Raw genomic sequence first — 15,783 nt, 5'->3', positions numbered from 1 at the left:
GATATGGAATTACTAATGACAAGATTGCATGAAGCCACTGTTTTGTTGTATGCCATCAGTATGCTTTTATATTTTATTGATTTCCTTAATAATAACCAGAAGGCGAACAGGGTCGCCTTCTGGTTGCTTTCTATTGTTTGGGTACTGCAAACAATTTTTTTGTTTCTGTATGTGTTGAAAACGGGAAGGTTCCCGGTATTGACGATTTTTGAAGGCTTATATTTTTATGCATGGGTCCTCATATCGCTATCTTTAATCATTAACCGCTTGCTAAGAGTCGATTTTACGGTCTTTTTTACGAATGTATTAGGTTTCATGGTTATGGCCATCCATACCTTTGCACCTGTTCAGATAGAATCTCAAGTGCTTGCACAGCGCCTGGTTTCAGAGCTATTGCTCATACATATCACTTTTGCCATCCTATCATATGGGGCATTCACGCTTTCTTTCGTTTTTTCACTTTTATACTTAATTCAATATGATTTATTGAAACGGAAGAAGTGGGGAAAACGCCTGCTTCGACTCGGCGATTTAACAAAGCTTGAGCATATGTCTTATGTCCTCGCAGTTATAGGTGTTCCATTATTAGTGGTCTCCCTTATCCTGGGGATTCAATGGGCTTATATAAAAGTCCCGGGGGTATCCTGGCTGGACATGAAGATCATCGGCTCATTTATTTTGCTTATTGCTTACAGTGTGTTTTTATACTTGAAAATTCGGAAACAAATGTATGGAAGGACGCTAGCCTTTCTGAATATTGGATCTTTCATGATTGTGTTAATTAACTTTTTCCTTTTCGGAAGCCTTTCAACCTTCCACTTTTGGAATACATAGGAGGAAACTATGAGAAAAATAATTGTCGGTTCTAGACGTAGTAAATTAGCGATCACCCAAACGAACTGGGTTATCGCTCAACTTAAAGAACTTGGGGTCCCATACGAGTTCGAGGTGAAGGAAATTGTCACTAAGGGTGACCAAATCCTTGATGTAACACTTTCCAAGGTAGGCGGAAAGGGCTTATTCGTTAAAGAAATCGAACAAGCGATGTTGGATAAAGAAATTGATATGGCAGTACATAGTATGAAGGATATGCCGGCAGTGCTGCCTCCAGGCTTGACGATAGGCTGCATACCACCGAGGGAGGACCATCGGGATGCCTTGATTTCAAAGAACCATGAAACCCTTTCCGAACTGAAGCCCGGTTCCATCATAGGTACAAGCAGCCTGCGACGTGGCGCGCAAATTTTGGCTAGAAGGCCGGACCTTGAAATTAAATGGATTCGCGGTAATATCGATACACGTCTGAATAAGCTGAAAACGGAAGATTATGATGCTATCATTTTAGCAGCAGCCGGACTATCAAGAATGGGATGGGAGCAGGACATCGTAACGGAATTTTTAGATGAAGACATTTGCATTCCGGCAGTTGGACAAGGAGCACTTTCCATTGAATGCCGCGAAGACGACAAAGAACTGCTGGCGGAACTTGCGAAATTGACCTGTGAAAAAACGAAAAGAACGGTTGAAGCGGAACGTGCCTTTTTGGATAAAATGGAAGGCGGATGCCAGGTGCCGATTGCCGGATTTGCGGTGGCAAAAGATAATGGATCCGTTTCCTTGACGGCTTTGGTCGCTGCTCCGGATGGAAAGGTGATATATAAAGAAATGGTTGAGGGTGCTGATCCCGAGGCGGTTGGGCATGCTGCTGCCAAACAAATTAGCGAAATGGGCGGTAAAGAATTGATCGATCGCGTAAAAGAAGAGCTTGATCAGTAATGAATCCAGTTCAACCTCTTAAGGATTATCAGGTATTAATCACCAGAGGGAAAGGACAGGCAGATGGTTTAAAAGAATCGATCGAAAAAAATGGCGGAACGCCGCTTCTTGTGCCATTGCTTGAGTTCACTCTTCCTGATCATATGGAAGATGTCCAACAGCGGTTTGAAGAGTTGCTTACATATGACTGGATCATTCTGACCAGTCAAAATGGGGTGGATTTCTTCTTTAAGCTTCTTGGAAACCAGCCTTCGAAGCTTCCGAAAATAGCCGTAATCGGCTCCAAAACAGAAGCGGCCCTGAAACGACATGGATTTAAGGCGGATTTCGTTCCAGCTCAATTTGTTGCCGAAGGGTTCGTGGCGGAGTTCAGTACCCTGCTTGATCCGGGGGCCCGCGTGTTGCTGGCAAAAGGAAATCTCGCAAGGGCGGTTATTGCGGAAGCGATCAAGAAAGCCGGTGCATCCTGTGATGAAGTGATTATTTATCATACAGTGCTTCCTCGAAGCAGTGAAAAAAAACTGGTGCAGCTTATAAGGAACCATGAAATCGACATCATGACCTTTACGAGTTCATCGACGGTCAATCATTTTTTACAGATCATGAAACGCCATGAACTGGATACATACATAGACCGGATCATCATTGCTTGCATCGGGCCGATTGCCGCTAAAACGGCTGAAAAACATGGGCTATCCGTAGATGTCTGTCCAGATGTTTATACGACGGATGCCATGGTTGCGGAGTTAATACGCTTCATCTTGAAAAGAAGTAAAAAGGGAGGAACTTTCAAATGAAAAACATTCCATTCAATCGCCACCGTCGCTTGCGTGCAAGTGCTGGCATGAGGGCTTTAGTCCGTGAAACACAATTGCATAAAGAGGATTTGATTTATCCGATCTTCGTCATCGACGGGGAAAATGTGAAAAATGAAATCAACTCCATGCCAGGTATCTATCAGCTATCCATGGATAATCTGGGGGCCGAAATGGATGAAGTCGTGAGTCTGGGCATTCAATCAGTCATTTTATTCGGTGTCCCTTTTGATCATGATAAAGACGAACAGGGAACAGGGGCATTCCATCACAACGGGCTTGTGCAAGAGGCAACCCGCTTTATTAAAAAACAATATCCTGAAGTTATTGTCATAGCGGATACCTGCCTGTGTGAGTATACAAGCCATGGCCATTGCGGGGTCGTTGAAGGGGAAAAAATCCTCAATGACGCTTCTCTTGACCTTCTTGCCAAAACGGCAATCAGCCAGGCAGAGGCCGGCGCAGATATCATTGCGCCTTCCAATATGATGGACGGTTTCGTTGCGGCCATCCGTGCAGGTCTGGATGAAGCGGGTTATGAAGATATTCCGATCATGTCCTATGCGGTGAAATATGCTTCGGCTTTTTACGGCCCATTCCGTGATGCTGCGAATGGTGCGCCGCAATTTGGCGACAGGAAAACTTACCAGATGGATCCCGCCAATCGCCTTGAAGCGTTTCGTGAAGCTGAATCCGATGTTGCTGAAGGTGCGGACTTCCTAATCGTGAAACCAGCCCTTTCCTACATGGACATCATCAGGGACGTTAAGAATAACTTTAATCTTCCTATTGTTTCCTATAATGTCAGCGGTGAATATTCAATGGTCAAGGCTGCTGCCCAAAATGGCTGGATTGATGAAAAAGCGATAGTGATGGAAATGCTGACAGGCTTGAAACGCGCAGGTTCCGACTTGATCATTACGTATTTTTCAAAAGAGGTAGCACGCTGGATAAACGAAGATAATCAATGATATAAAATATAACCTGTAATTGAAAAGGGGATTGAATCATGCGGTCATATGAAAAATCGAAAAAAGCGTTTGCCGAAGCAAAAAATTTGATGCCAGGCGGCGTGAACAGCCCGGTACGTGCCTTCAAATCTGTGGACATGGATCCCATTTTCATGGAGCGTGGAAAAGGCTCAAAAATGTATGATATCGATGGAAATGAATATATCGACTATGTTCTTTCATGGGGACCGCTCATCCTGGGTCACACGAATGACCGTGTCGTGGAATCATTGAAAAAAGTAGCGGAGTCAGGTACAAGCTTTGGAACCTCTACGCTGATTGAGAATGAACTGGCCAAGCTGGTCATTGAACGGGTGCCTTCGATTGAAATGATCCGGATGGTATCTTCAGGAACCGAAGCGACGATGAGTGCGCTAAGGCTGGCACGAGGCATTACAGGCCGTGATAAAATCCTGAAATTCGAAGGTTCCTATCATGGCCATGGCGATTCATTGCTGATCAAAGCGGGTTCCGGTGTTGCAACATTAGGTTTACCGGATAGCCCTGGAGTACCGGAAGGCATTGCAAAAAATACGATTACCGTAGCATATAATGATCTTGCTGCAACCAAATATGCGTTTGAACAATTTGGCGAAGATATCGCCTGTATCATCGTAGAACCTGTTGCAGGGAACATGGGCGTGGTTCCGCCACAACCTGGCTTCCTCGAAGGCTTACGTGAAGTGACGACGCAATACGGGGCTCTATTGATCTTTGACGAAGTTATGACAGGGTTCCGTGTCGGCTATAATTGTGCACAAGGCTATTTTGGAATCGTACCTGACCTGACCTGCCTTGGGAAAGTAATTGGCGGCGGTTTGCCAGTAGGAGCATTCGGAGGCAAGCGCGAATTCATGGAACAAATTGCCCCGAGCGGGACAATCTATCAGGCAGGAACATTGTCAGGTAACCCTCTTGCCATGACGGCCGGCCTTGAAACGCTGAGCCAATTGACTCCAGAATCTTATGATGAGTTCACCCGAAAAGGGGATATGCTCGAAAAAGGAATTGGAGCAGCAGCGGAAAAGTACGGAGTTCCCCATACATTCAACCGTGCCGGTTCCATGATTGGACTTTTCTTTACTAATGAAGATGTCGTAAACTATGATACAGCAAAAACATCCGATTTAGAGTTCTTTGCTTCCTACTATAGGGAAATGGCGAATCAAGGCATCTACTTGCCGCCGTCACAGTTTGAAGGGTTATTCCTTTCCACTGCACATAGTGATGAAGATATCGAAAAAACCATTGCAGCTGCAGAACAGGCTTTTGCCAAATTAAAAAAATGATTCAAGGCTTCATGAGCTACCGCGAAATTCGATATTGATAAATTTGAACTGGCTACCATTTTTCCGAAAACTTTTGGAGAAAGGTAGCCAGTTTTTTTGAATTCAATCAGTACGTGGAAGAACCGAATCAAACGCGTTGACGGCCGAATTGATTGGTAGAAGAATGAATTAATTAGGGGTAGATCGATATAATTGGTAGAAAGCAGAATTAATAGGCTGAAGTGGATTTAATAGGACGGCAGGCCGATTAAATGGCTTCATGTCGAAGCCGGTTGATGCAATCCAGCTTAATTTTAGACTGAAAATTGAATCTCCTTCTTTTAAAAAGTTCAGGGAATGTCTAAGGAGTGTTGCAAACTAAATTAAGGAATAAACAGCTTCCTTCCTTCATAGATTGATATTGGTATAGGTACCGTTTCATGAAGCTGAAAGGAGGAGTTGTCTTGTCGCAAGAAAATGAATCGTATTTACGATTTTCTTTAGAGGAATCCGTTTGGTTCCAGAAGGGACAGGAAGTGGCTGAGCTATATTCGATTTCCCTTGATCCAAATGTGTCGATTCAAGAAAGTGATCAATATGTTTTTATACGAGGCTCGTTGGATTTAAGCGGTGAATACAAAGACTCGCAAAATGGTGAAGAAGAGGAGTTTTCTCAGACCTTTTTGCCAAAAGCGGTTCAAAAGGTCGAGAGGCATCTCAATGGACTTAATGAGTTCACACACCGTTTTCCGGTTGATATAACGATTCCGAATAATCGGATTGCCTCTTTGGATGAGGTCGATGTCTCGATTCAAAGCTTTGATTATGCCATGCCAGAGCATAACTGCTTGAAATTGCAGGCGGACCTTTTGATAACCGGAATCTATAATGATTCATATGTGGAAGAAAGGTTCGATACTGAACAGGAAGTTGGGGAAACGGAGGATCAGGAAGAAACGGATGGGGAAAATGAGTCATATATTCCTTATGCAGCTGCAGTGCCGCCAATCCCGGATTTTCAGCCTGTTTTCCGTGATGAGGAGGAAGAAGAGTTATACGCGCCTTTTTCTGCAGAGGCAAAACGGGTTTCTGAAGCAAACGAAGAAGAAGAAGAAGAACCTATTTATTTAAGCGATCAGCATAATGCTCCCGTTTTTGAAATTCCCGTTTCACCATATCCTGAAGAGGAGGAATGGGAAACGGAAGTGCATAGACAGGAAGAAGCTGAAGCTGTAGAGGAAGATGTAATTGGTGATCCGCCTGACTCCACGGAAAAGGTCCCTTTCATGGGAGAGGCGAAATTGGAGGAAGAACCAAGCAGGCAGGATTCCACGGAGAAGACGGAGATTCCTAGAGTGACATTTATAGAAGAAGAAGTAGTAGAAGAGCCAGGTCAAGCAACCAAACATCAAAGTAGCCCAGTTTCAAATTTAGAAACCGAGGATGTCATCCGGCAGGAAGAAGATGCCGTTACAGCGGGTCCTATCCTTAATGAGAATGTGAAGGTGGAGCAGGAAGAGGAATCCAATTCGTCCATAAGCGATCTATTCAAAAAGAGGGAAAGACCTGCGCCTCCAGCTAAGGAGGGTAAGAATTTCAAAGGCAGGAAACAAGCAGCGGAACGTGATGAAAAAGAAACGGCCGATCATGATGAAAAGCAGCTTTCCATCATGGATTTATTCGGACGGAAACAAGAAGAAGAACTGGTAAGGATGAAGGTTTGCATTGTTCAGCAAGGGGAAACGCTTGATGACTTGGCTCAACGATATGATGTTACGGTTCAATCGATACTTTTCAGCAATGAATTGGAGTCGAATCAGAACGTCCATGAAGGGCAAGTCATTTATATACCGAAGGCGGTTGCGTATAAGAATTGATCAGGACAGAGAGCAGGGCGTATGCTCTGCTCCTGTTTTTTAAATGCTAGAGGAATCGGATTGTTTAGTTTTTTTAGAGAAAGTGAGTGAGTCTCGTGAGGGAAAACGAGAATCAGCAGCCTGCCAATCGGGATCGGGACACGGAGACCGTATTGAAGGAATATGCCATGTATGTACAATATATTGAGGACTTCGGACGTGTAAAAAAAGTATACAGTGATCGCGGTACATTTGCCTTGAAATCCATGTTACCGCAGAACGGCATTGATTTTATCAAAAATGTTCAAAAACTGTACCATCGCGGCTATAATCGAATCGTCCCCATTTATCAAACGATGGATCAGCGTTACGCCGTTCTTCATAATGGACGTTTGTATTATCTGATGCCCTGGCTCAATGATGAAAGGGACGGGGAGCGCGATGAAAAGCATAAGCAAATGTTCAGGGAGCTTGCTCGGATGCATACACTTTCCGTTAAGGAAATACAAGTGGATATTGAGGAACGGGAAGCCCATTATGAGCGGACGCTTGATGCCTGGAATAACGAAAAGGACTTTATGGATGAGTATATTGTCAGCTGTGAAAAGAAGTGGTATATGTCTCCATTCGAACTGACGGTTTGTTCTTTCTACACTGATATTTCACAGGCGCTGAAGTACTCGATCAAGAAGTTTGAAACCTGGTATGAAAAAACGAAGGATAGTGAAAAGGTTCGAACCGTGGTAACGCACGGAAAGGTTTCTTTGAAGCATTTCGTTTATGATGAGCGGGGATATGGCTATTTCATCAATTTTGAGAATTCGAATACGGCTCCGCCGCATTTCGATTTACTGCCATTTCTCGTTAAATCGGCCAGGACCTATCCTGTCCAATGCGATGACTGTGTTGACTGGCTATATAACTATTTTCGTTATTTTCCGTTGAAAGAAGAAGAATTGCTGCTCATGCAAAGTTATCTGGCATTCCCTGGATCAGCTTTGGAATTAGTGAAGGGTTATTCCGATGGCAGGGGCCATCGTTCAGAGCTTGATAATGTTACTCAACTGCAGCGGCAATTTTGGACTTTGAAAAATATTGAATATATGGTGATGAGAATCGAAGAAATCGAACAGAAGAAGAAGGCTGCTGCCGAGGCTGCCAAAGAAGAACAATCACCCCCAAGCTAAATATACATGATTGGATGATCTCCAGTCATGTATATTTTTTTGCTTTAAGGGAATAATTAAATCCAGTCGAAATACAAAGACATGGCCAGGAAAATAAAGGCGATCAGCAGGAGCATATCGAAGAATGTCGGGAAAATCAGCGTACGTAATCCTTGGAATACGATAAAGGGGACGATGAACTGCTGGCAGACACCGCGGAATTTTTTCACCCAAGGCGGTAAAGTATAGGGAGTATATCTTCGCTTCATATTATTACCTTCCTTTTTAGGACTTCTTATATTCTATGGGTGGGCAGTGAAAAAGGTGAAACAGCCGTCACATTCACTGTTCCTGGTGGATAAAATAAAGAAAATGAACTTGAATGCATCAAATGGGATGATTCCTGAGAAAGTAAGCGAAAAGATGATTGACTGGAGCCCCATGTTTTTTGTACTATATACTATATGCATTCAATGTTTTTACATATGAATATAAATCAATGCAAAGACCGGAAATAGTAAGATGAAATGCACTTTTCAGAGAGGAAACCAAATTGGTGCGAGGTTTCCAGGCAGCAGCATCCGAAGTCGTCCGAGAGCAGTCTTCGTGAACCACTTAGTAGCGAAGGCCGGTGAAGAGCCGTTATCCGATTTGAGAGCCGAAAGAGATTTTTTTCTTTTTCGGAAAAAAGGTGGCACCGCGAACAACTTCCTTCGTCCTTTTGTGATGATGGAAGTTTTTTTTATGCCCAAAAAGGAGGAAATGATATGGAAGAGAACCAAATTTCTATGCCGACTAAATATGATCCGCAGACGATAGAGAAAGGCCGCTACAAATGGTGGCTTGATGGAAAGTTTTTCGAAACGACGGGTGACGATAAAAAAGAACCATATACGATTGTCATCCCGCCGCCTAACGTTACAGGTAAGCTGCATCTTGGCCACGCTTGGGATACGACACTTCAAGATATATTGACACGCATGAAAAGGATGCAAGGCTATGATGTTTTATGGTTGCCAGGCATGGACCATGCCGGTATCGCCACTCAAGCGAAAGTAGAACAGAAACTTCGTGCTGAAGGCGTAAGCCGTTATGACCTTGGTCGTGAAAAATTCGTGGAAGAGACATGGAAATGGAAAGAGGAATATGCAAGCCATATCCGTGAACAATGGTCAAAGCTTGGTCTTGGACTTGATTATACACGTGAACGCTTCACTCTAGATGAAGGGCTTTCAAAAGCAGTGCGTGAAGTGTTCGTTTCGCTTTATAACAAAGGCTTGATTTATCGCGGCGAATACATCATCAACTGGGATCCATCAACGAAAACGGCGTTATCCGATATCGAGGTCATTTACAAAGATGTGCAGGGCGCATTTTACCATATGAAATATCCGTTGGTTGACGGATCGGGTGAAATTGAAATTGCCACCACCCGTCCAGAAACGATGCTTGGCGATACTGCTGTTGCCGTACACCCTGAAGATGACCGTTATAAACACTTAATCGGCAAAAAGGTCCGCTTGCCAATTACAGGCAGGGAAATCCCGATTGTCGGTGATGATTATGTCGATATGGAATTCGGTTCAGGCGCGGTCAAAATTACTCCGGCTCATGACCCGAATGACTTCGAAATCGGGAACCGTCATGATTTGGAGCGCATCCTTGTCATGCATGAAGATGGCTCGATGAATGAAAAGGCCGGTAAATATGAAGGCATGGACCGTTTTGAATGCCGTAAACAAATCGTCAAGGACCTTCAGGAAGAAGGAGTACTCTTCAAAATCGAAGATCACCTTCATTCAGTAGGCCATTCAGAAAGAAGCGGTGCTGTTGTTGAACCATATCTTTCGACTCAATGGTTCGTTAAGATGCAGCCGCTGGCTGATGCATCCGTTGAGCTTCAAAAAGGAACCGATGAGGAAAAAGTTCATTTCGTACCGGACCGTTTCGAAAAAACGTACCTGCATTGGATGGAAAATATCCGCGACTGGTGCATTTCCCGTCAGCTTTGGTGGGGTCACCGCATTCCAGCCTGGTACCATAAAGAAACAGGTGAAGTGTACGTAGGTCATGAAGAGCCTGCGGACGCTGAAAACTGGGAACAAGATACAGATGTCCTTGATACATGGTTCAGCTCGGCATTATGGCCGTTCTCGACTATGGGCTGGCCTGACAAGGACAGTGTCGATTTCCAACGTTACTATCCAACCGGGGCACTTGTGACAGGCTATGATATCATTTTCTTCTGGGTATCGCGGATGATTTTCCAAGCTCTTGAGTTCACAGGTGAACGACCATTTGAAGATGTGCTGATCCACGGCCTGGTTCGAGACGAACAGGGGCGCAAGATGAGTAAATCGCTTGGCAATGGCGTCGATCCGATGGATGTCATCGATCAATACGGTGCCGATTCCCTGCGTTACTTCTTATCTACGGGCAGTTCGCCAGGCCAGGACCTTCGTTATAGTACGGAAAAAGTCGAAGCAGTTTGGAATTTCTCCAATAAGATTTGGAACGCATCCCGTTTTGCTTTGATGAACATGAATGGCATGACTTATGACGAAATCGATTTAAGCGGTGAGAAGTCTGTAGCCGATAAATGGATCTTGACGCGTCTGAATGAAACGATTTCCAACGTAACCAGACTTGCGGACCGTTATGAGTTTGGTGAAGTGGGCCGTGTGCTTTACAACTTCATTTGGGATGACTTCTGTGACTGGTATATTGAAATGGCGAAGCTTCCGCTATATGGAGAAGACGAAGCGGCTAAGAAAACGACGCGCTCGATCTTGGCTTATGTACTGGATAACACAATGAGATTGTTACACCCGTTCATGCCATTCATTACCGAAGAAATCTGGCAGAACCTACCGCATCAAGGTGAGTCCATCACTGTTGCCGCTTGGCCGGGAGTGAATGAAGAGTTGACAGATACAGCTGCAGCCGAGGAAATGAAGCTGCTTGTTGAAATCATCCGCTCCGTCCGTAATATCCGTGCTGAGGTGAATACACCGCTAAGCAAAAAAATCAATTTGATTTTAAAAGCGAAAGATGAGGCAATCTTAGCGACATTACAGAAAAACAGCAGCTATATCGAGCGTTTCTGTAATCCGGAACAATTGACGATCGGAATCGAAGTCGAAGAACCTGCTCAAGCCATGACAGCTGTCGTAACTGGCGTAGAACTAATCCTTCCGCTTACAGGACTGATCAATATTGACGAAGAAGTGAAACGTCTTGAAAAAGAACTCGACAAACTTAATAAAGAAGTTGAGCGTGTACAGAAAAAATTAGGCAACGAGGGCTTCGTTAAAAAGGCGCCGGCAAGCGTCATCGAAGAAGAACGTGCCAAGGAAAAAGACTATAGCGAAAAACGCGACTCTGTAATCCACAGGATCAATGAACTGAAACAACTGTAAAATAAAAGGATGAACCAGCTTGAAGCCGGTTCATCCTTTTTCTGTTTAAACGCTATTCAAGAAAAATATTCCGTTTGGAGGATATTCTTTCTTTTATGAATATAAGGTACTCCCATACGATATTCATATCACTTAGTGCACTTAATGTACGGCTCCCGACGACATCCTCTATTTCGTTCAGCATGAGGCTGCCATCTTCGGCAAATATGAAATCGATGCCGACCAGTCCGAAATCAAACGGCATCATTACTCTTTCAACAAGGGCTAATTCAGATGCAGTCAGCTCATATAGAGAAGCCGATCCGCCCAGCGTATAATTTGCCTTGAAACTGGAAGCGGATTCCCTGAGTACAGCAGCCTTCACTTTATTACCAACCACAAAAACGCGGATATCCCTACCGAATAAGCCAGGTTTTTGGACTATCCAATTTCCATCATTCAGTTCGGCTAGATCATCGGCATGCTCGATTAGATATACTTGTTTCCCGCCGCGGCCGCGTGTTTCTTTAGCAATGAAAGGGAGCTCCATGTCATCGGCACTCGGCCTTCCGTTACAATATACGGTATCGGCCATTGGTATCCCCAGCGAGGACAAATATTGATGCGTCTTTGCTTTGTCATTCGCGATTTCCGATACGAAGGAGGAGTTAAAGCAAGCAATCCCCAGTTGCTCAAGTTGCTTTGTAAAAAAAGGATCGATGGTCCGGACGATAGCAAAGTCTGGCAATGAAATTGGCTGTGTCTCATGTTCTACATACAACTTGCTGAAACGATGACCGATCCTAAGGTCTTCCCGAAAGTGAAAGTGTAAATCAAGATCAAGCTTACTGGCTTCGTTAAGCATCCAATCTATGTATCCTTTATTTTTCAAGGCATCCTCACGGTTATAAATCAACCAGCCTGCTTGTCTTTTCATCAGATGCACTTCCTTTTCCTAATTCTTTCAAGATATAATCGAACATGCTATCAGCGATGTTGATGCCTGTACATTCATAAATGTTCAGTAAATGCGAATTGGAATTCACTTCGCACAAAAGCGGACCTTCTTCACCGAACAACAAATCGACGCCAGCGAAGTCCGCACCCAGAATTTGCGCACATCGAATGGCAAGTTGTGCTTCTTCACTGGTGGGTATATATGGTGCAGCCTGCCCCCCGGCAGTCATATTAGCTCGGAAGTCCTGCTCGGAATGACGTTGCATCGCTGCTATGACTTGATTGCCCACGACATTCACGCGAATATCCCGACCTTTACTGTGCTCGATGAATTCCTGGAGTATAAATGGTTTGTGGCCAAGATTACGAACCGTCTTTAGTAACTCATCCTTTGTATGGATTAAATATACTTGTTCCCCAAAAGAACCGTATGCTTCCTTTACGATAAGAGGATATCCAAGTTCATTGCCGATTTGGATAAAAGCATCCATATTGACCCTTTCAATCCCTTCGTACGTAAAAGGGGGAAATATGGTCTTCGGCATCGGTATGCCGTGCCCTGTTAATGCTTGATGTGTTTTTGCTTTGCTGTCGCAAATATCGATTGCTGTACTGCTGTTATATACGGGGATGCCGAGCAATTCCAAATGGCGTGCCAAATGAATGTCTTTATCCATGAACAGAACAAAATCTGGCAGCTTATCAAAGGTTCCTTTAAGCAGTGGCACTCCTTTTTCGATTATGGGAATGAGATCTGAATTGCGGATAAGGGTTGCCATGATATCTTTCCTTTCAGCCGCCTCTTTAATGAACAAAGCTAAACTGGAAAACTTATCATGCTGTAAATAGCCGTTGACGACAATCCAACAGTGAAAATCTGAAGGTTTCATGGTAAAACACTACCTTTCATCTAGGTTAATCGTTCATATATTGATAAAATAATCTTAACGCATAAGAGCGGTATAAAGAAAGAGGAGGCTCCACGATAATGGTTACAACCATGAAAGAAATCAATCATTTTTTTGAACGGCGCCAAGTTCAATTGGGCATGAATTTTGGCCTGTCACGGATGGAAACATTGTTAACTGAATTAGGTGACCCGCACAAGGCGCTAAAGTTTATTCACATTGCAGGGTCCAACGGGAAAGGATCGACACTGCAATATATTAAAGAAATCCTGCTTGCCCAAGGGATTCGGGTCGCTTCCTTCACTTCTCCTTATTTAATACGGATGAATGAACAGCTGAAGATAAATGAGGATGAAATCAGTGATCAGGATTTTATCGCTGTCTTCCAGAAGCTTTGGCCGATCATCCATGAGATGGACAGTAAGGGGAATGGTCCCACTCAGTTCGAAATTTTGACTGCAATGGCATTCTCTTATTTTAGCAAAAAGGAAGTCGATTTGGTTTTGATGGAAGCGGGTTTGGGAGGCAGGCTTGATACAACGAATGTAATCCAGCCGTTTCTTTCGATCATTACCTCGATTTCTTTGGAACATACGAACATCCTGGGTAACACACTTGGGGAAATTGCTTTTGAGAAGGCGGGCATCATTAAAAGCGGGGCGCCGGTCATCAGCGGAGTCACAGCCGGGGAACCAGCAAAAGTAATTGAAGAAAAAGCGTCATCTTTAGGCGTACCTTATTACCAACTAGGTAAAGACTTTCATGTTGGCAATTTGAAGCAAAGTGAACGGGGGCAAAGTTTCTCATTTTCGCTTGCCGACAGGACCATCGAAAATGTGGAAATGCGGATGCTAGGCCGTCATCAAATGGAGAATGCGGCACTGGCTATTGCAGCTGTCACAGTAGGAATGGAAAATATCGATGAAAAAAGCATCCTTAAAGGAATAGGGGAAGCGAAATGGGATGGACGCTTTGAAAAAATATCGGATGAGCCATTGGTGATCATTGATGGTGCACATAATCCTGCCGGCATCGACGTACTGAAGGAAACGCTAAAAGTGCATTACCCCGACTATAAGTACCGATTCGTATTCAGCTCATTTAAAGATAAAAACTATTCCGAGATGCTTCATGGACTGGAAACGGGGGCGATGGAAATCATCATTACCGAATTCGGCCATGAACGGGCGGCGGATGCAAGAACGCTTTATGAAAAATGCAGTCATCCAAATAAAAGCATAAACAAGGATTGGCAGGCGGCAATAACGGAAGGTAGAAGGAAAACAGGGGATAAAGAGATTCTTGTCATTACGGGGTCCCTTCATTTCCTTTCACTTGTAAGGGAGTTCCTAATCAGAGAAGATGCCTAATGGGATCCGGTGGACCAATTGTAATTCCTTCTACTACGCAGAGAGAACTAGTGGATGATCAACTTAATGAGTAGCCTGAGGGGACCTTTTTTCAAGGTCCTCTTGTTATCAGATTCTCTTGAAAAGAAAAAACTTCAATAGAGTGATTGATAACAAATCACCAAGTATATTTGTTAAAATATGTTTATATATTGAATTCAATATGATTGAAGAATAGTAGGATCTACTTAATAAAATGACGGGAGGAATGAATGATCATGAAGAACCCAATTGTTAATTACATGGCGGAAGGGACTTTTATATCAGGGTTTCAAAGAAAGGCAATCGAATCCTCATGCGCTTTGGATAAATGATGGCTATCCATATCTATCTCTTCGTATTGGGCTTAATTTTAGGCTCATTCTTTAATGTTGTCGGTTTAAGTGTTCCAGCTGGTCATTCATTTGCAAATCGGCGCTCCTCCTGCCCCTCTTGCGGGCGTACATTGACATTCTTCGAGTTGATACCGGTTATTTCTTATATGTTGCAAGTCGGTAAATGCCGGGGCTGTAAAGCAAGGATTTCCCCCCTTTATCCGGCAGTGGAAATGCTGACCGGTGTTTTGTTTGCCTCTGCTCCAATATTCCTTGGCTGGTCGAGCGAACTCATGGTTGGCTGGACATTGATTTCATTATTTATGATCATTTTCGTCACTGATGTCGCCTATATGCTCATACCCGATAAAATACTGCTTTTCTTTATGGTGATTTTTATCGTTTTAAGAGTCTCATTTCCACTGACGCCCTGGTGGGATACAATTGTCGGGGCAGCTGTTGGCTTTAGCCTGCTGTTATCAATCGCTGTCGTGAGTAAGGGGGGCATGGGTGGTGGTGATATCAAGCTGTTTGCAGTGATTGGCTTCGTATTGGGAATGAAGATGGTGCTGCTATCGTTGCTTTTTGCGTGCTTTTATGGGGCGTTGCTTGGCATCATCGGGTTGCAGACCGGAATCCTAAAAAAGAAAACCCTTATTCCTTTCGGACCGTATATCGTTTTTGGGACATTGACTGCTTATTTTTGGGGCGATTCCCTTTTATATTGGTATGTAACATTTTTAAGATGAGCTTAAAGGGCCATCCTGATCCAAGAGGAATTTGTCAAAAATCACCTGGACAATAGCGCAGTAGGGAACTATCCCCATTTGGCTTCAAGAGTATATGAAATGATGGAGGGATATATGTAATTGGTGAGAGGTGGAATTGAATGGTTCATGAAGCGAA

Annotated in this window: 13 protein-coding genes and 1 other annotated feature; of the genes, 10 read left to right on the top strand and 3 right to left on the bottom strand. The window is 43.8% G+C overall.

Annotation, left to right across the window (positions count from 1 at the left end; all coding sequences use genetic code 11):
• Positions 1-3: 3 nt before the first annotated feature.
• From ACIQYG_RS01815 to ysxE, 7 genes are all read left to right on the top strand, one after another.
• The gene (locus ACIQYG_RS01815; protein ID WP_048688893.1) at positions 4-834 is read left to right on the top strand and encodes a cytochrome C assembly family protein; all 831 of its coding nucleotides are present in this window, start codon (positions 4-6) and stop codon (positions 832-834) included.
• Between the two features lie 9 nt (positions 835-843).
• A complete protein-coding gene (hemC, locus tag ACIQYG_RS01810) occupies positions 844-1,776 on the top strand; it encodes a hydroxymethylbilane synthase (RefSeq protein ID WP_377391705.1) in 933 nt (310 codons plus the stop codon).
• Positions 1,776-2,573 carry a uroporphyrinogen-III synthase gene (locus ACIQYG_RS01805; protein ID WP_402835228.1) on the top strand — a complete coding sequence of 266 codons (798 nt, stop codon included), beginning with the start codon at positions 1,776-1,778 and terminating at the stop codon, positions 2,571-2,573. The genes hemC and ACIQYG_RS01805 overlap by 1 nt, the downstream gene beginning before the upstream one ends.
• Positions 2,570-3,562, top strand: a complete 993-nt coding sequence (gene hemB / locus ACIQYG_RS01800; RefSeq protein WP_402835227.1) for a porphobilinogen synthase — start codon at positions 2,570-2,572, stop codon at positions 3,560-3,562. The genes ACIQYG_RS01805 and hemB overlap by 4 nt, the downstream gene beginning before the upstream one ends.
• A 38-nt stretch (positions 3,563-3,600) precedes the next feature.
• Entirely contained in the window at positions 3,601-4,890 is a 1,290-nt protein-coding gene (hemL, locus tag ACIQYG_RS01795) for a glutamate-1-semialdehyde 2,1-aminomutase (protein WP_402835226.1), read from the top strand.
• A gap of 443 nt (positions 4,891-5,333) precedes the next feature.
• The gene (locus ACIQYG_RS01790; RefSeq protein WP_402835225.1) at positions 5,334-6,746 is read left to right on the top strand and encodes a LysM peptidoglycan-binding domain-containing protein; all 1,413 of its coding nucleotides are present in this window, start codon (positions 5,334-5,336) and stop codon (positions 6,744-6,746) included.
• Between the two features lie 95 nt (positions 6,747-6,841).
• Positions 6,842-7,912, top strand: a complete 1,071-nt coding sequence (ysxE, locus tag ACIQYG_RS01785; RefSeq protein ID WP_402835224.1) for a spore coat protein YsxE — start codon at positions 6,842-6,844, stop codon at positions 7,910-7,912.
• A gap of 56 nt (positions 7,913-7,968) precedes the next feature.
• Here the strand turns inward: ysxE and ACIQYG_RS01780 are convergent, their stop codons facing one another.
• Positions 7,969-8,160 carry a hypothetical protein gene (locus ACIQYG_RS01780; RefSeq protein ID WP_377391689.1) on the bottom strand — a complete coding sequence of 64 codons (192 nt, stop codon included), beginning with the start codon at positions 8,158-8,160 and terminating at the stop codon, positions 7,969-7,971.
• A gap of 226 nt (positions 8,161-8,386) precedes the next feature.
• Positions 8,387-8,615 (top strand) — a binding site (T-box leader).
• Between the two features lie 43 nt (positions 8,616-8,658).
• Between ACIQYG_RS01780 and ACIQYG_RS01775 the strand changes: the two genes are divergently transcribed.
• On the top strand, positions 8,659-11,310 hold the full coding sequence (locus tag ACIQYG_RS01775; protein WP_402835223.1) for a valine--tRNA ligase: 2,652 nt from the start codon (positions 8,659-8,661) through the stop codon (positions 11,308-11,310).
• A 52-nt stretch (positions 11,311-11,362) separates the two neighbouring features.
• On the opposite strand, the gene ACIQYG_RS01770 is transcribed toward ACIQYG_RS01775, so the two are convergent.
• Both ACIQYG_RS01770 and ACIQYG_RS01765 read right to left on the bottom strand, forming a co-directional pair.
• Entirely contained in the window at positions 11,363-12,226 is an 864-nt protein-coding gene (locus ACIQYG_RS01770) for an ATP-grasp domain-containing protein (protein ID WP_402835222.1), read from the bottom strand.
• Positions 12,195-13,136: an ATP-grasp domain-containing protein gene (locus ACIQYG_RS01765; protein ID WP_402835221.1), complete on the bottom strand. Its 942-nt coding sequence runs from the start codon at positions 13,134-13,136 to the stop codon at positions 12,195-12,197. The genes ACIQYG_RS01770 and ACIQYG_RS01765 overlap by 32 nt, the downstream gene beginning before the upstream one ends.
• 98 nt (positions 13,137-13,234) lie before the next feature.
• Between ACIQYG_RS01765 and ACIQYG_RS01760 the strand changes: the two genes are divergently transcribed.
• Positions 13,235-14,524, top strand: coding sequence for a bifunctional folylpolyglutamate synthase/dihydrofolate synthase (locus tag ACIQYG_RS01760; protein ID WP_402835220.1), 1,290 nt, complete (start codon positions 13,235-13,237; stop codon positions 14,522-14,524).
• 349 nt (positions 14,525-14,873) lie between these two features.
• Positions 14,874-15,626 (top strand): prepilin peptidase, encoded by a 753-nt coding sequence (locus ACIQYG_RS01755; protein WP_402835219.1) that lies wholly within the window; start codon positions 14,874-14,876, stop codon positions 15,624-15,626.
• The last annotated feature ends 157 nt before the right edge of the window (positions 15,627-15,783 follow it).

The sequence above is a fragment of the Peribacillus sp. NPDC096622 genome, assembly GCF_044762665.1.
Classification (GTDB): domain Bacteria; phylum Bacillota; class Bacilli; order Bacillales; family DSM-1321; genus Peribacillus; species Peribacillus frigoritolerans_B.
The sequence above is the reverse complement of the archived record's forward strand: the minus strand, read 5'-3'. Positions and strand labels throughout refer to the sequence as shown.